The organism is Priestia sp. 53B2, from assembly GCF_056099005.1.
On the sequence record NZ_JBLZXA010000008.1, the window covers coordinates 1,056,662 to 1,077,616 of the forward strand.

At 39.5% G+C, this 20,955-nt stretch carries 21 protein-coding genes and 1 other annotated feature; of the genes, 6 read left to right on the plus strand and 15 right to left on the minus strand.

Going from position 1 to position 20,955, the window contains the following annotated elements; genetic code table 11:
* Nucleotides 1-68: 68 nt before the first annotated feature.
* Together ACN6NE_RS08785 and thpR are read right to left on the minus strand one after the other, a co-directional pair.
* Nucleotides 69-995, minus strand: coding sequence for a hypothetical protein (locus ACN6NE_RS08785; RefSeq protein WP_474325164.1), 927 nt, complete (start codon nt 993-995; stop codon nt 69-71).
* 135 nt (nt 996-1,130) lie between these two features.
* A complete protein-coding gene (gene thpR, locus ACN6NE_RS08790; protein ID WP_097824696.1) occupies nt 1,131-1,685 on the minus strand; it encodes an RNA 2',3'-cyclic phosphodiesterase in 555 nt (184 codons plus the stop codon).
* A 190-nt stretch (nt 1,686-1,875) separates the two neighbouring features.
* Here thpR and cysK point away from each other — a divergent pair, with 190 nt between their 5' ends.
* Entirely contained in the window at nt 1,876-2,808 is a 933-nt protein-coding gene (gene cysK, locus ACN6NE_RS08795) for a cysteine synthase A (protein WP_474325166.1), read from the plus strand.
* Nucleotides 2,809-2,840: 32 nt separating this feature from the next.
* Here cysK and pepV read toward each other — a convergent pair whose 3' ends face one another.
* The gene (pepV, locus tag ACN6NE_RS08800) at nt 2,841-4,244 is read right to left on the minus strand and encodes a dipeptidase PepV (protein ID WP_474325168.1); all 1,404 of its coding nucleotides are present in this window, start codon (nt 4,242-4,244) and stop codon (nt 2,841-2,843) included.
* A gap of 408 nt (nt 4,245-4,652) precedes the next feature.
* Here pepV and ACN6NE_RS08805 point away from each other — a divergent pair, with 408 nt between their 5' ends.
* Nucleotides 4,653-4,874, plus strand: a complete 222-nt coding sequence (locus ACN6NE_RS08805) for a DeoR family transcriptional regulator (protein WP_013059517.1) — start codon at nt 4,653-4,655, stop codon at nt 4,872-4,874.
* 222 nt (nt 4,875-5,096) lie between these two features.
* Here the strand turns inward: ACN6NE_RS08805 and ACN6NE_RS08810 are convergent, their stop codons facing one another.
* Nucleotides 5,097-5,813 (minus strand): pseudouridine synthase, encoded by a 717-nt coding sequence (locus tag ACN6NE_RS08810; RefSeq protein WP_028410484.1) that lies wholly within the window; start codon nt 5,811-5,813, stop codon nt 5,097-5,099.
* A gap of 51 nt (nt 5,814-5,864) precedes the next feature.
* A complete protein-coding gene (locus tag ACN6NE_RS08815) occupies nt 5,865-7,508 on the minus strand; it encodes a putative polysaccharide biosynthesis protein (RefSeq protein ID WP_129705097.1) in 1,644 nt (547 codons plus the stop codon).
* Nucleotides 7,509-7,718: 210 nt separating this feature from the next.
* On the opposite strand from ACN6NE_RS08815, the gene ACN6NE_RS08820 reads away from it, so the two are divergent.
* Nucleotides 7,719-8,990 carry a BaiN/RdsA family NAD(P)/FAD-dependent oxidoreductase gene (locus tag ACN6NE_RS08820; RefSeq protein WP_129705099.1) on the plus strand — a complete coding sequence of 424 codons (1,272 nt, stop codon included), beginning with the start codon at nt 7,719-7,721 and terminating at the stop codon, nt 8,988-8,990.
* Between the two features lie 4 nt (nt 8,991-8,994).
* Here ACN6NE_RS08820 and ACN6NE_RS08825 read toward each other — a convergent pair whose 3' ends face one another.
* The 8 genes from ACN6NE_RS08825 to ACN6NE_RS08860 form a co-directional block, all read right to left on the minus strand.
* Nucleotides 8,995-9,174 (minus strand): sporulation protein Cse60, encoded by a 180-nt coding sequence (locus ACN6NE_RS08825; protein WP_013059521.1) that lies wholly within the window; start codon nt 9,172-9,174, stop codon nt 8,995-8,997.
* A gap of 518 nt (nt 9,175-9,692) precedes the next feature.
* Nucleotides 9,693-10,004, minus strand: a complete 312-nt coding sequence (locus ACN6NE_RS08830; RefSeq protein WP_071270224.1) for a rhodanese-like domain-containing protein — start codon at nt 10,002-10,004, stop codon at nt 9,693-9,695.
* Between the two features lie 240 nt (nt 10,005-10,244).
* Entirely contained in the window at nt 10,245-12,659 is a 2,415-nt protein-coding gene (leuS, locus tag ACN6NE_RS08835) for a leucine--tRNA ligase (RefSeq protein ID WP_129705102.1), read from the minus strand.
* A gap of 64 nt (nt 12,660-12,723) precedes the next feature.
* Nucleotides 12,724-12,942 (minus strand) — a binding site (T-box leader).
* 243 nt (nt 12,943-13,185) lie between these two features.
* Nucleotides 13,186-13,377 carry a hypothetical protein gene (locus tag ACN6NE_RS08840; protein ID WP_129705104.1) on the minus strand — a complete coding sequence of 64 codons (192 nt, stop codon included), beginning with the start codon at nt 13,375-13,377 and terminating at the stop codon, nt 13,186-13,188.
* A gap of 64 nt (nt 13,378-13,441) precedes the next feature.
* Complete coding sequence (locus ACN6NE_RS08845; RefSeq protein WP_129705106.1) at nt 13,442-14,764, minus strand: GntP family permease; 1,323 nt, start codon at nt 14,762-14,764, stop codon at nt 13,442-13,444.
* Nucleotides 14,765-14,920: 156 nt separating this feature from the next.
* A complete protein-coding gene (locus ACN6NE_RS08850; RefSeq protein WP_129705108.1) occupies nt 14,921-16,108 on the minus strand; it encodes an MDR family MFS transporter in 1,188 nt (395 codons plus the stop codon).
* A gap of 158 nt (nt 16,109-16,266) precedes the next feature.
* On the minus strand, nt 16,267-16,422 hold the full coding sequence (locus tag ACN6NE_RS08855; RefSeq protein ID WP_013059527.1) for a hypothetical protein: 156 nt from the start codon (nt 16,420-16,422) through the stop codon (nt 16,267-16,269).
* Between the two features lie 12 nt (nt 16,423-16,434).
* Nucleotides 16,435-16,698 (minus strand): YtzC family protein, encoded by a 264-nt coding sequence (locus tag ACN6NE_RS08860; protein WP_013059528.1) that lies wholly within the window; start codon nt 16,696-16,698, stop codon nt 16,435-16,437.
* A gap of 169 nt (nt 16,699-16,867) precedes the next feature.
* On the opposite strand from ACN6NE_RS08860, the gene mnmL reads away from it, so the two are divergent.
* Complete coding sequence (gene mnmL, locus ACN6NE_RS08865; protein WP_116515003.1) at nt 16,868-17,830, plus strand: tRNA modification radical SAM protein MnmL/YtqA; 963 nt, start codon at nt 16,868-16,870, stop codon at nt 17,828-17,830.
* Complete coding sequence (gene mnmM / locus ACN6NE_RS08870) at nt 17,827-18,396, plus strand: tRNA 5-(aminomethyl)-2-thiouridylate-methyltransferase MnmM (protein ID WP_474325172.1); 570 nt, start codon at nt 17,827-17,829, stop codon at nt 18,394-18,396. Before mnmL ends, mnmM begins: the two co-directional genes overlap by 4 nt.
* A 12-nt stretch (nt 18,397-18,408) precedes the next feature.
* On the opposite strand, the gene ACN6NE_RS08875 is transcribed toward mnmM, so the two are convergent.
* Both ACN6NE_RS08875 and ACN6NE_RS08880 read right to left on the minus strand, forming a co-directional pair.
* Nucleotides 18,409-19,467 (minus strand): tetraprenyl-beta-curcumene synthase family protein, encoded by a 1,059-nt coding sequence (locus ACN6NE_RS08875; protein WP_057233135.1) that lies wholly within the window; start codon nt 19,465-19,467, stop codon nt 18,409-18,411.
* 31 nt (nt 19,468-19,498) lie between these two features.
* On the minus strand, nt 19,499-20,275 hold the full coding sequence (locus ACN6NE_RS08880; RefSeq protein WP_013059532.1) for an alpha/beta fold hydrolase: 777 nt from the start codon (nt 20,273-20,275) through the stop codon (nt 19,499-19,501).
* Between the two features lie 107 nt (nt 20,276-20,382).
* Here ACN6NE_RS08880 and ACN6NE_RS08885 point away from each other — a divergent pair, with 107 nt between their 5' ends.
* On the plus strand, nt 20,383-20,910 hold the full coding sequence (locus tag ACN6NE_RS08885) for a gamma carbonic anhydrase (RefSeq protein ID WP_014457969.1): 528 nt from the start codon (nt 20,383-20,385) through the stop codon (nt 20,908-20,910).
* Nucleotides 20,911-20,955 lie beyond the last annotated feature (45 nt).

A 20,955-nucleotide genomic window follows, 5' to 3' on the forward strand; every position in this document is an offset into this window, starting at 1 on the left:
ACCTCTTTAGTAGCATTATATGTAGCAAACGCAAAAACGAAAGCACTTTCATAGCGTGAATGTTCGTATTATTCACCTGCTTCGAATTCCTGGTCAAAATAAATACTCTGGCTGTGTTCGAGCAATACTTGAGCTGCTTTCATCTGCTTAAACTTTAAAGGTGCTTTAGATTTCCTAAGTTCATAAAACCACTCTTCGTACTTTCTAGCATCTACAAATTCAACCTGATAAGGCTCCGCAGCGTAATCAATGTATCCATTTCTGCTCAGTAATATTTTCTTTACATTATGTTCAATATCGTGAGTACGATAGATGCTTCGGACAATTTGCTCCGTTCGATTTAACCCAATTAAAGGATTTAATATCTTTTTTTGATCTCCTCCTCTTAACTCTGTCCAAAAATTTTCTTTTGAATACTGAAAAACAGCGCTTTTATATGTTTCTATTAAACAAATACAGAGGGTTTCCGTTGGAGTAACAATAATGATATCTCCTTCTACCGGAGCTTTATTAATCAGGAAAACAGGCTTGTACATCACGAGACACGTATCAGGAAAGCGCTGAATAAAATAACGGAGAGCTTCATCATGGTAATATTTACGATCTGCTTGTGAGAACTCAAATAAAGTGGATGTAGCCCATTTCATTTGAAGATCAAATACATTTTCTAAAAACAATATTTTCAAGTCTTCGGCTGTTTGTGGAAGAGTTGTAAACCTCAATAGCTCTTGATTTTCCACGCTATCGCTAGAGAACGCTTCTTCCACTTCACACGTTTCTTTTTTTCTTGTAAACCGCTCTTTTGCTTTTTGCAAAAATGAACGTTGAGCTTTTGTTTCTTCTTGTACAGGCGGCTCATGTAATAGCCCTTCTTCAAATAATTGCTTTGCTTTCTTCCAATTATGCTTTTTTAAGTGATTAAACTGAGACGTGTAGTGATAAACGTCTTTTTCATAACGGGAAATATAATCTTGCACCTTAAGTAGCTGCGCCACGTTTACATCAATCCCCTAATTAAAATTCCTCTAAAACTTTGTTCGCCGATGATTTCTCTATTATCATCGGCGTTTTCTTTCCTTTGATAAGAGTGATTTTTAAATAACCTCTCTCCATGCTTGTATGTTCATATGCTACTGTGACTGCAAGGAAAAAGATAGTATTTTTTTATATTTAGGTTTGCTAGCAGGATGAACTTCAAAAAGGGCAAACGAACTTACTTGAAACTGTTCTTCAATCGACGTTTGCTTTAACTGTTCTTCCAAAAGTCCGGCTTCCCCTCCCCACTTCTTTGCAATCGTAATATGAGGACGATAAGGACGTTTTTCGTATAAGCCGCTTAGATCTTCCCATACGGCCTGTATATCCCTTTGCAGATTCATAAGCTTATCATTTGGCCTAAGGCTTACATAAAGCACTCTAGGCTTGTTATACGCACCGAACACATCGTACTGACCTGTCTGCAGTGAAAAACTTGAATGACGGGAGGCTACTTCTTTTAAGCGGGTAATCAGCTTTTCCTTTTTGTCATCTAAAAACCCTAAAAATTGTAGCGTTATATGATAGTCGTCAGGGTATGTCCATTGTTTGAAGGGAAAAGGTATTAATTCCTTTGCCCAATTTTCTGCCTGATGTGCAATAGATACAGGCACGTTGATTCCAATAAAATAGTGTTTATCACCTTTCATCAAATCGCTCCTTTTCTTTTCATTAGCTTTCCCCAATTTGTTATGTTCGAAAAGAGCTAGATCTATTTTAAAGGTTTTTTCGGATGAAATAGAAAGGTTTTTCTAAAAATTTGTCATGTGCTTAAAAAATAAGAATTTGTGTTATCATAGAAACAATACAGAGAATTTTTATAAGAAAAGGATGAGAAAAATGAAAGTTGTTAACAATATGGCTGATTTGATTGGCGAGACACCTCTTGTTAAGTTGAATCGTCTTCAACCTGCAGATGGAGCATCCGTTTACTTAAAACTAGAGTTTTTTAATCCGAGCCGTAGTGTAAAAGACCGTGCTGCTTTTAATATGATCATGGAAGCTGAAGAAGCAGGCTTGCTCAATGAAAATTCTACTATTATTGAACCAACGAGCGGAAATACAGGTATTGGCTTAGCTATGAATGCAGCGGCAAGAGGTTATCGTTCTATTTTAGTCATGCCAGATACCATGACTCAAGAACGAATTAACTTGTTAAAAGCATATGGTGCTGAAGTTGTTCTAACACCGGGTGATGAGAAAATGCCTGGAGCAATCCGCAAAGCAGAAGAACTTACAAAAGAAATTCCAAATGCATTTATGCCCATGCAGTTTGAAAATAATGCAAACCCTGACGCACATCGAAAAACGACTGCTAAAGAAATTATCGAGGCAATGAACGAGTTAGGCAAAGACCTATCTGCTTTTGTTGCTACTGCTGGAACAGGCGGAACGATTACAGGAACTGGTGAAGTCCTAAGAGAAAACTACCCAAATATGACCGTTCATGTTGTGGAACCAGCTGGGTCTCCTGTCTTATCTGGAGGAAGGCCTGGGAAGCACAAGCTTGTAGGAACAAGCCCTGGATTTATTCCTGATACGCTTAATGTAGATGTTTACGACGAAATTTTAAAAATTAAAGATGAACAAGCCTACGATATTACGCGACGCTTGGCTTCTGAAGAAGGAATTTTAGTCGGTCCTTCATCTGGCGCTGCGTGCTATGCTGCTATCGAGGTAGCCAAAAAATTATCTCCTGATCAAGTGGTCGTATGTATTGCTTGCGATACAGGTGAACGTTATTTATCAAGCGACCTGTTCTCATTTGAATAATAAAAAAGCGAACGCAAAGGCGTTCGCTTTTTTTATTTAGCTAATTCGTAAATAGCCTGTGCATAAATAGCTGTTGCACGAAGTAAATCTTCAATTACCATGTACTCGTCTTTTTCGTGCGCTACTTCTTCACGGCCTGGGAAAAGAGGTCCAAATGCCACACCCGCTTCTAATGCTCTGGCATATGTTCCTCCTCCAATTGAAATAAGTGTAGGTTCTTCATTTGTTTGTTCTTGGTAAACCTTTTGAAGCGTTTGAATAAGCTCATGTTTTTGATCGACGTGATGTGGTTTAGAATCTGTAAAATGTTTGATAGTCATTTGATAAGATTCACTTTTTTCTTTAATCGTATCAATAATATCGTCAATATGAGCTGATACAGGATAGCGAATGTTTAAACCAAAGTGCCCTGCTTCTTCTTGATTGTAAGACATGATTCCAACATTTATCGTTAAATCACCCGTGACCTCATCTTTGCGATTTAAGCCCATTTTTTCTCCTAGTGCATCTTGGACTAAATACGCGTTTGCATAACCTACAAACTGATTAGCTTGTTCATCAAGTTCTAATGTGTGTAAAAAGCGAAGAAGTGTAAGTCCAGCATTTTTCCCTTTATCAGGCACACTGCCATGTGCTGAAACGCCTTCTAAAGTAAGTGTGTATACACCGCTCTTTTCTGTTATTGAACCTTTTAAAGACTGATCCTTTAAAAATTGATCATATTTATTTTTAATATCCGTTTCACTATGGAATTGAAGAACAGCTGTTGCAAGATCAGGAACCATATTGTAGCGTCGCCCAGAGACAAATGATGTAAGCTGAACGCTTCCCTTTGTTCCTTCAATTGGCTGCTGGCGAACTTCTACGTCTGTAATGCCTTTTTCAGCAAAAATGATAGGAAAATCCGCATCCGGCGCAAATCCCATAGTTGGCATCTCTTCATGGTTAAAGTAGTGGTCCACACATCTCCAGTCACTTTCTTCATCCGTTCCAATGATCATTCGAACCCGTTTAGATAGAGGAAGCCCTAAATCTTTCACAATTTTCATCGCATAATAAGCAGCCATCGTCGGGCCTTTGTCATCGATTGCTCCTCTAGCAAAAATTTTCCCATCTTTTATTTCACCGCCGTATGGATCAACCGACCAACCGTCTCCTTCAGGAACAACGTCTACGTGACAAAGAATGCCAAGAAGATCTTTCCCTTCTCCTGCTTCAATATGACCAGCATATCCGTCTACGTTCTTGACGGAAAACCCGTCATTTTTTCCTTTATTTAAAAGAAAGTGAAGCGCTTGAGCAATTCCAGGTCCAAATGGCTCTTCTTGTTTCTCTGTGCTTGTCAAAACACTTTTAATTTGTAGAAAACGCTGCGTCTCAGCTAGAATTTCAGCTTCTCTTTTTTGAACTTCCTCTTTCCAATTAATTGCCGTCATCTGTTTGTCTCCTTTTCCTGCTTTTACAGATTGTATCTATCATTACTATTGGTAAATTTAACTTTATCATACCTTTATATAGAAAGAAATAATTGTCTCTTTCCTTTCATATCAAAGGTTTACAGAGTCAAAATTTCGGGAAATAATTTGTAGGCACAATCGATAAAAACGGATTCTATTTGTTTATTGTTTACATATACTATAAAAAATGTGCAAATAGAGGAAGGAGATGTTACGAAAGGATTACATATTTATATCATTTTTTGTAAATATTGTGTTAATTTGCGTTTTCTCTTTTATTTTTCTGTCGATTTTGTGTACAATAAGGATAAGGACTGAAATAGTGCTTGACATCTCAGAGTTATAAAGAAGTTGTGCCTTACGAAAAACGAATAAGGAAGTGGTTTTTTGAAACCTTCAACTAATCGAATGCTAACTCGTATCAAATCGGTCTATATGTTCATTTGTAAAAATGGAACAGTTACAACGCAAGAGCTCGTAGACGAATTTGGTATTACACCAAGAACCATTCAGCGTGACTTGAATGTGTTAGCATATAATGATTTAGTTCGCAGCCCAAGTCGCGGTACATGGACGACTACGCAAAAGAAGGTCAAGATGTCATCCTAGTAAGTTTATTTCAAGGGTAGTAAGTGATTTATATATAGAGATAAAATTCTACGCAGTAGAAAGTCAAGACTTGGACGAGTGCATAGTCCCCCGCTCCATTTGCACGTCAAGCAGAGTTGGTACTCGTTTAAGTTCTTTAACGTGAAATGTTTCACTTGTCTAATAAAGTGGACAAAAAAAGGAACCATTTTAGACTTAGGTTCCTTTTTCTTTCGCCTCTTCTTAGGCATTTGATTTTTGCAATAAAGCTAGTTCCTCTTCCGTTAACTCCCTATACTCTCCTAAATCTAACGACTCGTCTAATAGCAAAGCTCCCATAGATAAACGTTTTAAATACGTTACTTTTTTTCCTCTTGCTTCAAACATACGCTTCACTTGATGAAATTTCCCTTCAACGATCGTTAATTCAATTTCTGATTCCACACCGCTTGTTAGTATCTTTAACTCTGCTGATTTTGTTACATATCCATCATCAAGAGTGACACCTTGTCTAAATGCTTCAGCATCTTCTTCAGTCACCGGTGCATTAATTTTTGCAAAATATGTTTTAGGAACGTGTTTTTTAGGAGATAGCAGCTGATGTGCAAGCTGACCGTCATTCGTCAGCAGCAAGAGCCCTTCTGTATCTTTATCTAAACGCCCTACCGGAAATGGGTCATACACAGCATCGTCAAGTTCAAGTAAGTCCAAAACTGTTTCATGAAGAGAATCTTCTGTTGCTGATATGACGCCTTGCGGCTTATGAAGCATAAAGTAAACAAATTCTCGGTAAGAAACGGCTTCGCCATGCACAGTTATTTCTTGTTCATCTGGATTAACGTGGACCTTAGCATCTTTAACTGCTGTACCGTCTACCTTAACAGCTCCAGTCTTTAAAAGACCTTTAACTTCTTTTCGGCTTCCGTACCCAATGGTAGAAAGCAATTTATCCAAACGCATGTAATATCCTCCTCTTTTTTGAAAAGAAGATGACTCTAACGAGTCATCTTCTTAGGCACTGCGCTGTTTATTTCGGCGCAGTATCTTTCGTTCAATTGCACCTGTTACCCTCGCTCCCATTACTTTTTCAAGCAGGCTTGAACGATAGGTAATAATAAAGTAAATAAGGCCGCCTACTGCTGCTCCTAGAATCGTAATAACAGTGGCAGAGAATCGTCCTGGCGTTGTAAACAGACCAATCACTGCTGCGACAATTTTTACGCTGATTCCCATAATCGCAACAAAAATGAGAATAAGCACAGAGCGTTTTATAAACTCACTGTAGTTATATTTTGCGTGTTTTTGAATAAGCGCAAACATATAAACAAGAGATACGATATATCCTAGTGCTGTCGCTAAAACTGAACCAATCTCGTGGAACATAAGAATAAATGGAACGTTCACGACAATTTTCACAATCAATCCAAATAATAGACTTAAAACAGCATATTTTTGTTTGTTGATTCCTTGTAAAATAGCTCCATTAACCGTAAAGAATGAGAACAATAAAGCTACCGGTGCATAGTAAAGCAAGACATTTCCACCCGCATCCGATGCATCTGTTCCGAAGAAAAACGTATAGGCTGGGCCAGCTAAAGCCATTAATCCTACAGATGCTGGCAGCACAAGAAACATAATCGTTTGATATGTTTGGTCAATTTGCTTTTGCAGTACGTTATAATCTTTATTCACAAAGGAACGTGTAATCGTTGGTACAAGAGTCAAACCGAACGCAGTAGCTAATGAAACGGGAATCATCACAAGCTTTGGAACATAAGACTGAACAATTCCGTTCATTGACTCTGCTATTTCTTTTTGTCCAGCCGCTACCATCGCACGGTTAAATGTGAATTGATCCACATACTGATAAAGCGGTATAGCCAAGCTGACAAAGACATATGGCAATGAATACGTAAGCAGCTCTTTAAAAATGGATACGGTAGAAATACGGGTAGGCGTTACCTTCTGCTCGTTCACCATTTTATCAAGATAAGGCTTTCGTTTTTTCCAGTACCAAATTAATACAGTCAGTCCAGCAAGAGCTCCTACAAAAGCCCCCATCGTAGCAAATCCAACGGCTAATGCAAGACTCCCATGGACAACTTTGATGACGATATAGGTAGATGCCAATAAAAAGACAACCCGCACAAGCTGTTCAACTACTTGTGAAACAGCTGTTGGTCCCATAGACTGGTGACCTTGGAAAAATCCTCGCATTAAACTCATCATCGGTACTACAATTAACGCAACACTAACCATTCGCATAACCATTACTACATCTTCTAAGGAGTTATTTAAATCAGAACCTCCCAGTGTAATTCTAGACATAACAGGAGCTAACGAATATAAAAGTAAAAATGCAAGTATTCCTGTGACAAGCATTAATTTCATGCCGGCCCGGTACATTCTTCTACTCGTATAGTAATCACCGAGTGCATTATATTTTGATACAAATTTCGATACGGCCATTGGCATACCGGCTGTAGCAATACTTAAATAAATAGCATATTGGTTATATCCGTAACCAAACAGTGCTCCCCCTACGGTTCCAACAAGGATCGCAAATGGAAATAAATAAATCATTCCCAAGATTCGGGATACATAGGTGCCAAGCGTCAGCACAAAGGTCCCTCTTAACAATTTTGAATCAGACATACGTTTGCCTCCGATACTTAATGTTACATACTGATAATAATGATAGAATTGAAAAGAAGCAAGTGACAGTATACACTAAGAAAGGTCTTATACTCACTCGCACTCGTCAACAAACTAAAAAAACAAAGACTATAGCCCATTTTATCCAATGTTGAGAGATTTGTCAGTGAACAAACTAAAATTTTTAAGAATAGACAGGTTGGTGAAAGTATGATATATGATGTAGTCGTAATCGGAGGAGGACCTTCTGGTTTGATGGCATCGATTGCAGCTGGTGAGTCAGGTGCAAACGTATTATTAATTGATAAAGGCAATAAACTTGGACGAAAGCTTGCCATTTCTGGAGGAGGACGCTGTAATGTGACAAACCGTCTTCCCATTGATGAACTTATTAAACACATTCCAGGAAACGGACGCTTTTTATACAGTGCGTTTTCTGTTTTTAATAACGAAGATATCATCTCTTATTTTGAAGGCCTTGGAATTAAATTAAAAGAAGAAGATCACGGTCGTATGTTTCCGGTCAGCAATAAAGCGCAATCTGTTGTTGACGCATTAATTAGCGAACTTCACCGTCTTCGTGTGACAATTCGCACAAACACAGCCGTTAAACGCGTAAACTATGAGAACAACACCGTGAAAGAAGTTGTGCTTCAAAACGGGGAAGCAATCCAAACGAAAAGCGTTGTGATTGCAGTAGGTGGAAAATCAGTACCTCATACAGGTTCGACAGGAGACGGTTATCAATGGGCAAAAGATGCGGGGCATAAAATTACTGAACTTTACCCAACAGAAGTTCCTATTACATCTAGCGAACACTTTATTAAAACCAAAACGCTTCAAGGTCTATCTCTTCGCAATGTAGGACTAAGCGTGCTTAATAAAAAAGGCAAGCCTGTCATTACTCATCAAATGGATATGATTTTCACTCACTTTGGCATCTCTGGCCCTGCCGCTCTTCGCTGCAGCCAATATGTTGTTAAAGAGTTAAAGAAACAAAAAAGCAACACTGTTCAAATGTCTCTTGATTTATTTCCTAGCCAAAACGAAGAAGATGTTTTCCGAAATTTAGTAAAAACAACAAAAGAAGAGCCGAAAAAAGCAATTAAAAATGTCTTAAAAGGTTTTGTATCTGAACGCTATCTATTGTTTTTACTCGAGCAAGCAGGCATTGATAGCCAAGCACTAGCAGGACAGCTTCAGCATGAGAAACTGAGAGAATTTGCAAGACTGTGCAAACGATTTGAATTTGCTGTAAACGGCACGCTTTCTTTAGAAAAAGCATTCGTAACAGGAGGCGGCGTATCCGTTAAAGAAATTCACCCAAAAGAAATGTCTTCGAAATTTATGCAAGGCCTTTACTTCTGCGGGGAAATTCTTGATATCCATGGATACACTGGAGGATACAATATCACTTCTGCTCTTGTAACAGGCCGTTTGGCTGGAAGTAATGCAGGAGAATTTGCAACAAGCCTAGCATAATATGCTAGGCTTTATACATAACCATGGCTGAAAAACAGTACACCTGCTCATCACGATCAACATCCACTGTCACTTGGTATTTAATATCAACGACGTCTTCATCCTCTAATTTCCGTAAAAATCGGTTCACCGCAAATTCTAAATCTTTTTCATGCTCTTTATCAAACATTTTTACTTGTATCACAGCTTCTACCACCTTGTCCTATCAAATTTGTTTCAATCAGAATGGACCGTTTCTCTTGATGATGGTTTTTGTACGGATTTTCAATCTCTTACTACCTCTATTTTTATGAGGGCTTTTATAGATTTAGTCATCATTTGTTTTCCTGCTATCATTTTAGTCGGATGGTAGAAGTTTCATTCAAAAAAGAGGTTGAGACATAACGAAATGAATTCAATCTAAAGACGAACAAATGGGATACATGAGCTGAACCGCTTGTAACACGGCAGTCGATTTCCGTGCAAGACTTCGCTTTCCGCGGGCGGCCGGTGAGTCTCCTCGTCGCTTGCGCTCCTGCGGGGTCTCGCCTGTTCCGCTTTTCCCGCAGGAGTCTTCGCCTTGCCCTCCAATCGACTGCTAGAAGGAACGAAACAAATAAAAGCTATGTTCACCATAACAAAAAAAACGAACCACTAATCAAACATGTTGATCAATGGTTCATTTTTCACTTCAGCTAAGATACTTTTGTCCCAGCCTCTTTTTTATTTATTAACCGTTTTTCCTTCCCACTCTAACATACCGCCAACCATATTTGTTACTTTATATCCTTGTTCTTGAAGGTAGTAACATACGTTTTCACTGCGGCGGCCCGAACGGCAAATGAAAATATATTCTTTGTCTTTATCGAAATAATCCACATTAGCTGGAATATCATTCATACGAATGTGTTTAGCAGTTGGAATCATTCCTTCTGCTACTTCTTCATCTTCGCGCACATCAACTAAATGAAGTTCTTCTCCATTTTCAACGCGTTTTTGAAGTTCTTCAGGCGTAATTACTTTTACTTCTTCCATCTTCGTCATTCCTCTCTATTCTTTCATTCAGCTTGCTATCGCTATTGTAGCAAATTCAAATACCTTTATGCCACTAAATAAGAAAAGCTTAAGCAGCAAGCCTGCCTAAGCTTTTCCAATCGTAGTTAAAGATTTGACTAAGCGCCTGATGCCACCCCCCAAAGGGGAATATCAGGCACTTAGGTCTAGAACAGAATCCCTGACTGCTCTTTAGTCAGGGGTTCTGTTCTACATCAATACTTAATTAGCTACGATGTTTACTAATTTACCAGGCACAGCAATCACTTTGCGCACTGTCTTACCTTCAATGAACTCTTGAACATCTTCATTAGCCATTGCAATATCTTGAAGCTCTTCACGAGATGCCTCAGCAGGTACGTTTACTTTCGCACGTACTTTACCGTTAATTTGAACGACAATTTCCACTTCATCATCTACAAGTTTCGCTTCGTCAAACGCAGGCCAAGCCTCATACGAAATTGTATCTTCGTGACCTAGTTTGCTCCATAATTCCTCAGTCGTATGAGGACAAATTGGTGCTAATAGCTTCACAAACCCTTCTACGTATTGCTTTGGCAGCACGTCAACTTTATATGCATCATTGATGAATACCATAAGCTGAGAGATACCTGTATTAAAACGGAGGCCTTCGTAATCTTCCGTTACTTTTTTCACCGTTTGGTGATACACGCGTTCAAGCGTAGTGTCATTGCTTTCTTGAACCTTGCTGCTTAATTCACCGTTATCGTCAACAAGTAAGCGCCATACACGATCTAAGAAACGGCGTGCACCATCAAGCCCTTTTGTTGACCAAGCGATTGATGCATCTAAAGGCCCCATGAACATTTCATAAAGGCGAAGCGTATCTGCTCCGTGGCTTTCTACGATTTCGTCTGGGTTTACAACGTTACCTTTTGACTTACTCATTTTTTCGTTGTTTTCTCCAAGAATCATACCTTGGTTAAACAGTTTTTGGAACGGCTCTTTTGTTGGAACTACGCCGATATCATATAAAAACTTATGCCAGAAACGAGCATATAATAAGTGAAGAACAGCGTGTTCAGCACCACCGATATAAATATCAACCGGCAACCATTCTTTTAATTTATCTGCATCCGCTAACGCTTCACTGTTTGTTGGATCAATGTAGCGTAAGTAATACCAGCAGCTGCCTGCCCATTGAGGCATTGTATTTGTTTCACGGCGCCCTTTTTTGCCTGTTTCCGGATCTACAACGTTCACCCAGTCATCAATGTTTGCTAACGGAGATTCACCTGTGCCTGACGGTTTGATTTCAGTCGTTTTTGGTAACACAAGCGGAAGCTGATCTTCAGGAACTGCAGTCGTTGTGCCATCTTCCCAGTGAATAACAGGAATTGGTTCACCCCAGTAGCGCTGACGGCTGAATAACCAGTCACGCAGACGGTATGTTACTTGTTTTTCACCTTTTTCATTTGCTTGAAGCCACTGAATCATATTTGAAATTGCTTCTTCTTTATCTAAACCATTTAAGAAGTCTGAATTAACGTGCTCGCCGTCGCCTGTATAAGCTTCTTTTGAAACGTCTCCGCCCGCTACTACTTCTTTAATCGGCAGTTCAAATTTAACAGCAAATTCATAATCACGCTCATCATGAGCCGGAACAGCCATAATTGCACCTGTGCCATAGCTCATTAGAACATAGTCAGCAATCCAAATTGGCATTCTCTCGCCGTTTACAGGGTTAATTGCATAAGCACCAGTGAATACGCCAGTTTTGTCTTTAGCTAAGTCTGTACGTTCTAAATCGCTTTTGCTTTTAATTTGATCTAAATACGCTTCTACCGCTTCTTTTTGTTCGGCTGTTGTAATTTTTTCCACAAACGGATGTTCAGGTGCTAAAACGGCATACGTTGCCCCAAATAGCGTGTCAGGACGCGTTGTGAACACAGTAAATGTGTCGTCGTATCCATCGATTGTGAAGTGCACGTGAGCTCCTTCAGAGCGGCCAATCCAGTTGCGCTGCATTTCCTTAATACTTTCTGGCCAATCAAGCTCATCTAAATCTTCTAGTAAACGATCTGCATAAGCTGTGATTTTAAGCATCCACTGCTTCATTGGGCGACGCTCAACCGGATGTCCCCCACGCTCACTTTTGCCGTCAATAACTTCTTCGTTCGCAAGTACTGTTCCTAGAGCAGGACACCAGTTAACAGCTACTTCATCCACATAAGCTAAGCCCTTTTTATATAGCTGTAAGAAAATCCACTGCGTCCATTTGTAGTAGTTTGGATCAGTTGTATTAATTTCTCGCTCCCAATCGTAAGAGAAACCTAACGATTTGATTTGACGACGGAAATTATTAATGTTAAGTTCAGTGAATTCAGCCGGGTCGTTTCCTGTATCTAATGCATACTGTTCAGCAGGTAGTCCGAATGCATCCCATCCCATCGGATGAAGTACATTGTATCCTTGCATACGCTTCATACGAGATAAAATATCCGTTGCTGTATAACCTTCTGGATGCCCAACGTGTAAACCAGCGCCAGATGGATAAGGGAACATATCTAATGCGTAAAATTTACGCTTTCCTTCATCTTCTGTTGTTCTAAATGTTTTATTTTCTTCCCAAACTTTTTGCCATTTTTGTTCGATCTTTTCATGATTAAAAGCCATACATAATCCTCCTTGTACGCTCCAGCTGTATTTAATTAAACTAAAAAACCCCTCATCCCTCAAACAAAGGGACGAGAGGTTGAATAAACTTCCCGCGGTACCACCCAAATTAGCACAATTATGTACTCACTCATTTTCCTTAACGCGGATAGACGGCAAATGTTACTTTACTTCACATTTACAACTCCAAGGTGAGTTCATGAACGCTCGTTTGCTGACTCGCACCACCCGTCAGCTCTCTTAGCTCGCTTCGTTCACTACTATTCCTTATCATAGTTTTTACATCATACTACCTTGTATTGTAAATAATATGTTCGTAAACTGCAAGTTGTTCAACGGATTTTGTAAAAGTTTCTGCACTGTAGCACTGCTTTGTTGCTAAATCCTCTCTTTCATTCTTATATATGAACAACTTCTCCCAAAAACATACATCCACGGCCAAACAAAAAAGGGATTGAGACATACTTAAATCAATCCAATTTAAAGACGAACAAATGGGATAAATGCGCTAGTATGAATCTCTTGGTTACACCGCTGTTGATTTCCGTGCAAGACTTCTCTTTCCGCGGGCAGCCGATGAACCTCCTCGTTGCTTACACTCGTGCGGGGTCTCACCTACTTCAGGAGTCTTTGTCTTGCCCTCCACTCCGGAGCTAGAAGCACCTAAACAAATGAAACCTACGTTCACCATAAACATGAAAAGATCCGAACGATTCATCGTTCGGATCTTCCTTCAACTAAAATACTTGTATCCGAGTCCCTGCTTTCTTTAGCTCCTATTATTAAATGCCAAATCCAAAAGAAAACAGGATGATCGCAAGTACAAGACCAACAAGCGGCACAATCACCGTCATTGCTGCAACTGGTCCATACGCATCTTTATGAGTTTCTCCGCAAATAGAATTAATTGTTGTTACGACATAACCATTATGAGGCAAGGAATCTAATACTCCAGAGGAAATAGCTACTACGCGATGGAGAGCTTCTGGATTTACACCAGCATCTAGATAGTGAGGCGCTAAAATTGGCAAAGCAATCGCCTGACCTCCTGAAGCCGAACCTGTCATCCCCGCGATAACACTCACGGCAATAGCTCCCCCAATCAACGGACTTCCTGGAATATGCGTCATGGCATCTACAGCCACTCCAAACGCGGGAACAGCCTTAGCAACTCCTCCAAAACCTACGACAGCGGCTGTATTCCCAATAGCAATTAACGCACCCAGCGTTCCTTCTGAAGCTGCATTCCAAAATCCTTTAAAATGCTTTCGGTTCACAATATAAGTGACAATGATCCCGCTTAAAAGTGCAACAATCAACGCAGATTGCTGAAGTGGCTTATGAAGTGTAAAAGAAATAATGAGCACGACCACAAGCGGAAGCAAACTTAATAAAGGATTAGGAAGAGACTGATTTTCCGTTACTACTGGATCTTTCTCGCGTGATATAAAACGCTCTCCATTTTTAACTGCTTTTGAAATCAAGCGCTTTAACCACCAGTAGCCGAATACAGCCATCACTACTGCTACAACTAAACTAACTTCCCATCCTGCATACGGACTAGTCTTCAAATATTCAATTGGAATCCAGTTTTGGATTTCAGGCGACCCAGCCGAGGTCATCGTAAACGTAACGGAACCGAATGCTAAAGCAGCAGGAATAAACCGCCTCGGTAAATCGGCTTGTTTGAATAAGCTCAAAGCCATTGGATAGACAGAGAATGCTACTACAAACAGACTGACTCCTCCGTATGTTAAGACCGCACAGGCAAGTACAATCGCCAACACTGCTCTTTTCATTCCTAGTTTACTGACAATCCAGCGAGAAACACTATCAGCAGCCCCGCTGTCTTCCATCACTTTTCCAAAGACGGCGCCCAATAGAAACATTAAATACCAAGAAGCAATAAATCCTGTAAAACCAGACATGTAATTTCCAACAAAATTTACTTCTCCTTCTTTCACCAGCTGTGGAAATAAAGGCATTCCGCTTGTTAACGCAACAACTAAAGCACTGAGCGGACCTGCTATAAATAAATTCATGCCTCTCATCGTTAATACAATGAGCAGCAATAATCCTCCAATTAATCCAATCATACTAAGCATGTTTAGCCCCCCATGAAGTCATATAATTAGAAAACGCTTACACATTTACAGGTATATACTCCTTTCTTTGCTTGTCACAACCCTTACTATATTATTAAAGGAATACTGAAGACATTCCTACGTTTATTAAGCATTCAAAAATAAAACCATCTCTATTTATTTAGAGATGGTTAATGAACGCTGACGTTTTTCTTTTAATTTATAATCGTATATCCATGTTGTACACATACTGAATAACAATAGCGCAATTAATAAATAGCACAGCGTAGACATATTAAAAGCATCGAAAATAACGCCTCCAAAAAGAGGACCAATCATTTTACCTGCAGTAGCCATGCTGTTAACTACACCTTGATAAAATCCTTCTTTTCCAGATGGAGCTAACTGACTCGCCACAGCCGGAATGGCTGGCCAAACGAACATTTCTCCAATTGTTAACACAACCATTGCTGTTAAGAACTGCGGAAATGTTGTAGCATTCACCACGATAATAAAAGAAGCCACAAAAATAACCGTTCCAATTAGGACCTGTATTTTTAATGTTTTTGCTACTTTTTGAATGATGGGTACAATCAAAGGCTGACCGACTACAATTAAAATTCCGTTAATCGTCCAAAGCAAACTGTAGCTAGAAAGAGGTATATTCAGCTCACGCGTATGCGTAGCAATCGTTGTTTGCCACTGAACATACGCCACCCAGCATAAGACATACCCCGTACATAAAATAAGAAGAGCAGTCAGCTTCGTTTTATGCCCAATGCTTCCAGCTTCATTAAGGACATTCGTTTGCCCAACTGTAACCGAAATATGGCGATATGAAAAAATAGCAATAAGCAGAAAAATAACGTATAAAATTGTATTAGCTAAGAAAATATACGTAAATGAATAAGACGCTACAATGCCTCCTACTGCGGCGCCAATAGCTACTCCTGCATTTTGAGCAACGTACATCGCATTAAATGCTTTTCTTCCGCCTTGTGGCCAAACGGACCCTGCCATTGCATACATAGATGGAAACACAATACCAGATCCAAACCCTACAACAACCAAGAGAACAACGTATGTAGGCCAACCATGGAAAAACACGAGTCCTACTAATGCAATAAGAGTAATAATAATTCCTGATAAAATGGATTTATATCCTCCGATTTTGTCAAAAAGCGTTCCTCCAAGCAAATTTCCTACTACGCTTGCCGCAGAATTCAGCATAAGAACCACTCCTGCGACGGATAACGACTTTCCTAAATGTTCATTTATATAAATTGTATTGAGAGGCCATAAAAATGAAGCTCCCGTTACGTTTACAAGCATACCAATAATCAAAAACCAAAGTGATTTGGGCATTGATCTCCCCCCTATCTATTCGAATGCCAACGTACATTCTAGTCTTTTCTTAAAGGGTTCGCAATGCTTTTACATATAGACAATTTATTTGAAATTCGCTGACTATTTAAAAAGGTGATTCCACATGACAATATCATGCAAAACCACCTTTTTATCGCTTATTTTTGCTTCGAACGAACCGGCTGTGCACGCTTGCTATTTCGTGCTTTTAATTCTTTTACCGGATCAAAATCTTTTCCTAGCTCAATGTCATTGCTGTTGATCCCGTTTTTTGTTTTTTGTTCCGGATTATTTTGATTTGAACGCGTTGCCATAAAATCCTCTCCTTAATGCTGAGTTGTGATCAATTTATTTTGCAGCTGCTGAACTTGCAGACGCATGCGATATAGCTGCTCTCTTTGCTGTGCATTTGCACTGTGAGAAAACTCTTCAATTTCTTTATAAGCATTTTCTAATTTTTCCTGTGCTTTTGTATATTCAGTGTCGTTATAATGTTCTTGCTTCATGCCTTCCTGCAACTGACCTTGTCCAAAGCGAATAGCATCTTCACACTGTTGCATAAGTTGATCCACTGCTTGACGAGTTGTCATTCTCTATTCCTCCTATTCGTTCATTTCTGTCTTATTTTGTGCAACTTTACTTCCCTTTACGACAAGAAGAACCTGTTAAATATAAGCATCCTTAAATTTGTTTGGCACTTTTTCACGTTTTTGATACAATTTGTTGATGTATATTGCATGTAAAAAGGAGGTTGCTGATTTGAATCAGACAAACCCATTTCCGTATAAATCTGAAAACAAACGTTATCATACCTGGAATTACCACTTACGTAACCACTTTGGCCATAAGGTATTTAAAGTAGCCTTAGATGGAGGATTTGATTGTCCAAACAGAGACGGCACGGTAGCTCACGGCGGCTGTACGTTTTGCAGTGCTGCCGGCTCAGGGGATTTTGCCGGAAACAGAGCGGATGACCTCGTGACACAATTTAATGAAATCCGTGAAAAAATGCATCATAAATGGAAAGACGGAAAATACGTTGCTTACTTTCAAGCATTTACTAATACTCATGCTCCTGTCGAGGAGCTTCGTGAAAAATATGAAGCCGTCTTAAAGCTTCCCGGAGTTGTTGGGCTTTCTATCGCCACGCGCCCTGACTGTCTCCCCGACGATGTGGTGGAATACTTGGCTGAATTAAATGAACGAACTTATCTATGGGTAGAACTTGGACTGCAAACTGTTCATGAACGAACTTCACTGCTTATTAACCGGGCACACGATCATCAATGCTATGTAGATGGGGTAGCAAAGCTTCGAAAACACGGTATTCGCGTTTGTTCTCACATCATTAATGGTTTGCCTTTAGAAACACCTGATATGATGATGGAAACCGTACGTGAAGTAGCAAAATTAGACGTTCAAGGAATTAAGATTCATCTGCTTCATTTACTAAAAGGAACTCCTATGGTCAAACAGTATGAAAAGGGCCTTGTTGAATTTCTTTCATTTGAAGAATACGTAAAGCTTGTATGCGATCAGCTCGAAGTAATCCCTCCTGAGATGATTGTTCATCGTATTACAGGCGATGGACCGATAGACCTCATGGTTGGACCGATGTGGAGCGTAAATAAGTGGAGCGTATTAAATGCCATTGATCAAGAGCTCCAACGTCGTCAAAGCTATCAAGGAAAATATTACGAAAAAGAGTTGATGGAAAGATGAAAATAGAACGTATCCTGCCTTTTGCCCGCACATTGCTCACTAATGCTGTGGCCGAAGGAGATGTCGCGATTGATGCCACAGCAGGAAATGGACATGATACATTGTTCTTAGCTAACTTAGTCGGAGATACAGGTCATGTATATGGATTTGATATTCAACCTCAAGCCATTCAAGCAACTCAGAAGCGATTGACAGAACACCATGTAGAAAACAGAGTAACACTTATCCAAGAAAGCCACAGCAATATAAACATGCTTCCTCATTCTATTAAAAGACGAGTCACGGGCGCTGTCTTTAATTTAGGTTATTTACCAGGTGGAGATAAAGACATTGTCACCACTTCTGAAACAACAATCTCTGCAATTGAGCAGTTACTTGATTTGCTAGCACCTGAAGGAGTGATTGTGCTCGTTATTTATCATGGACACGAACAAGGGAAACAAGAAAGAGACGATTTACTAACGTATGTCCAAAATCTTGATCAAAAAGACGTTCACGTTTTACAATATCGTTTCATGAATCAGCAAAACAACCCTCCCTTCATCATTGCTATTGAAAAAAGATAAGCCGCATATGGCTTATCTTTTTAACATTCGGTACAAGCGGCCGTTGATATAGAAAAAGTAGCTGAGGGCTCCCCCTGCTTTTATTAACCTGCGTGCATTTACATGAACATGTTTTTGTGCCCGCACTTTTTGATCCGACAAATAAACGCCCAAGAGTCCTTTATAGATAAAGCAGTGAAAGTGATAATCCGGCAGTTTTTTAGCATATTCGTCCGCTTTTACGACAAAATGCAAAAAGCGATCCATCATTTGCTGATAATGAGGATAATAAAAACAAAAGTTCAAATCTCCTCCTGCTTTATCTTCTTCTTGGTCAATTAAATAATCGAGTAAAATATGTAAGCCTTGAATATAAGGAAAATATCCTGCTTTTATTTTCTGCGTCATTTCTTCGGTCATCTCTTCTTGAAAGCTATAAGCAACTAAACAAAAAATCCCTAACGTTGAACCAGAGCACGCTGAAAATTCATACCACTCCATTTCAGGAACACTGTGCCGGTGAGCATCGAACCAATTCTCTAATCGTGGAACTCTTTCCTTGATTTCAACATGCTTATGTATTTGCAAATCACAATAATAATTAGCTAGTTCTAATAAATGTGAAGAGACTATATGGTAATTACAAGCTTTTCGCAAGGACTGCTGACAAGTCTGGACAAGTCCGGCTAAGTATCCTCCGTCGTCTTTATCCGTTCGAAAACGATAGTAATCCCCAAGAGGTGCATGAGGAGTCAACGCATCTGGCATCGATTCATGTAAGGCGGCAAAATCTTTAGGGTCTAGCGAATTGCTGCGGTCACATAAGTTATCTAAGTAATCGCTGATTGTTTGGTAGGCAACAATAAATTTCACGCATTCAATCATGTTTTCTTTCGCTAAAATCGATAGGATACCGCCTCCTTCACAATGAAAAGTTTTTGTATCGATACTTGCCAATGCTTGAGTACGCAATTCTTTATTAGGAATCTCTTTTGCTCGTTCGCGCCAATGATTAAGCTCATGATGAACGACAGGAAACACTTCTCGATAAATTTTTCTCATTAATGAAATAGGATGAGACGGAATCTTCATTTATTTTCACCTCAATTTCTTACCGCACTTATTAAATGTGAAGATCGACAAAACTTTTCGCATATGTAAAAACGTATTCTCTTTCAGGCTCATTAAAGATTTCGTGATACAGCTGAGACCATTCTTTGTAGATTTTTTCACTTAGCTCTATTTCATCAAACCATTGCCTAACAATCAGCTTTTCAATAATTTTATCTTCTCCTGCCTGCATCACAAGAAGCGGGACATCAGGCAAACGATCGATATCTTTAAAAGCTAAGTTGACAGCTTGGATCAATTCCCGGTACCATCTTACAGAAACTTTTGTAACATACAAAGAGTCATTTTCATCTTCATCTCGAACTTCTTGGTTTCTTGTTGCTTTTTCAACAGTGAGACCTAAATCGAAAAGTTTGTTCGGCATGACTTTATTTAACCCTTTAGATAGCATATCTAAATAAGCCGGTACTTGCTCTTTTAATCCTAGACAAGGAGAGGAAAGAATCGCACCCCATATAGGGAGGTTTTTTGTCTGTAGCGTACGAATAACCGCCAGTCCTCCCATACTGTGACCTAACAGGAAAATAGGCAAATCATATTTTTGCGCTTCACGTACCCATTCTTCCACTTCATACACATATTCATCAAAGGATAGGATATGTCCTCTTCTTCTTGTTGTTAAGCCTTGGCCAGGAAGGTCTCCCATAATTACGTGCATTCCAACCGAACGCCACATCTCAATCAGCCAGCGATAGCGTCCGTGATGCTCCGCTGCTCCATGGACCATGACAATAACGCCTTTTGGATTTACTGCTTCCCATTTATGCATTTGAGTTACTCCTTCTTCCTTTTTTTGTTTACCTGCTTAAAAAACCTTTGTACACTTACATTAGAAGATTTACTACTTTTTTTCAACTAATAAAGGGAGATGATTTGATGATTTATCCGTATAAAGAAAAAATGCCTACCATTGCACCCAGCTGCTTCATCGCAGACTATGTCACGATTACTGGAGATGTCACCATTGGTGAAGAAAGCAGCATTTGGTTTAACACTGTTATTAGAGGAGATGTTTCACCTACGATTATTGGTAAACGAGTAAATATACAAGATCAATCAACACTGCATCAAAGCCCAAATGCTCCTTTGCTTATTGAGGATGATGTAACAGTAGGACATCAAGTTATTTTACATAGCTCCATCATCCGCAAACGCGCGCTCATTGGCATGGGTTCTATTATTTTAGACGGTGCGGAAATTGGTGAAGGTGCTTTTATCGGTGCTGGAAGCTTAGTGCCTCCCGGTAAAAAAATACCCCCTAATACTCTCGCACTCGGCCGACCTGCTAAAGTGATCCGCACTCTGACAGAAGAGGATTTAAAAGATATGCAGCGCATTCGTACAGAATATGTAGAAAAAGGGCAGTATTATAAATCTATTAAGAAATCTGATTCTTCATTATAAAGGAAACGTTCCCTCAGAAAGTCATACTGAGGGAATTTTTTTAGT

Coding starts and splice junctions, on each gene's coding strand:
- ACN6NE_RS08830 (WP_071270224.1), bottom strand. CDS start 10,004: ATGGAAGAAGTAAAAGTAATTACGCCTGAAGAACTTCAAAAACGCGTT.
- pepV (WP_474325168.1), bottom strand. CDS start 4,244: ATGACGGCAATTAATTGGAAAGAGGAAGTTCAAAAAAGAGAAGCTGAA.
- ACN6NE_RS08885 (WP_014457969.1), top strand. CDS start 20,383: ATGATTTATCCGTATAAAGAAAAAATGCCTACCATTGCACCCAGCTGC.
- ACN6NE_RS08855 (WP_013059527.1), bottom strand. CDS start 16,422: ATGGCAACGCGTTCAAATCAAAATAATCCGGAACAAAAAACAAAAAAC.
- ACN6NE_RS08860 (WP_013059528.1), bottom strand. CDS start 16,698: ATGACAACTCGTCAAGCAGTGGATCAACTTATGCAACAGTGTGAAGAT.
- ACN6NE_RS08845 (WP_129705106.1), bottom strand. CDS start 14,764: ATGCTTAGTATGATTGGATTAATTGGAGGATTATTGCTGCTCATTGTA.
- ACN6NE_RS08875 (WP_057233135.1), bottom strand. CDS start 19,467: ATGAAGATTCCGTCTCATCCTATTTCATTAATGAGAAAAATTTATCGA.
- ACN6NE_RS08840 (WP_129705104.1), bottom strand. CDS start 13,377: ATGAATCGTTCGGATCTTTTCATGTTTATGGTGAACGTAGGTTTCATT.
- cysK (WP_474325166.1), top strand. CDS start 1,876: ATGAAAGTTGTTAACAATATGGCTGATTTGATTGGCGAGACACCTCTT.
- ACN6NE_RS08810 (WP_028410484.1), bottom strand. CDS start 5,813: ATGCGTTTGGATAAATTGCTTTCTACCATTGGGTACGGAAGCCGAAAA.
- thpR (WP_097824696.1), bottom strand. CDS start 1,685: ATGAAAGGTGATAAACACTATTTTATTGGAATCAACGTGCCTGTATCT.
- mnmM (WP_474325172.1), top strand. CDS start 17,827: ATGAAAATAGAACGTATCCTGCCTTTTGCCCGCACATTGCTCACTAAT.
- ACN6NE_RS08820 (WP_129705099.1), top strand. CDS start 7,719: ATGATATATGATGTAGTCGTAATCGGAGGAGGACCTTCTGGTTTGATG.
- ACN6NE_RS08850 (WP_129705108.1), bottom strand. CDS start 16,108: ATGCCCAAATCACTTTGGTTTTTGATTATTGGTATGCTTGTAAACGTA.
- ACN6NE_RS08880 (WP_013059532.1), bottom strand. CDS start 20,275: ATGCATAAATGGGAAGCAGTAAATCCAAAAGGCGTTATTGTCATGGTC.
- leuS (WP_129705102.1), bottom strand. CDS start 12,659: ATGGCTTTTAATCATGAAAAGATCGAACAAAAATGGCAAAAAGTTTGG.
- ACN6NE_RS08815 (WP_129705097.1), bottom strand. CDS start 7,508: ATGTCTGATTCAAAATTGTTAAGAGGGACCTTTGTGCTGACGCTTGGC.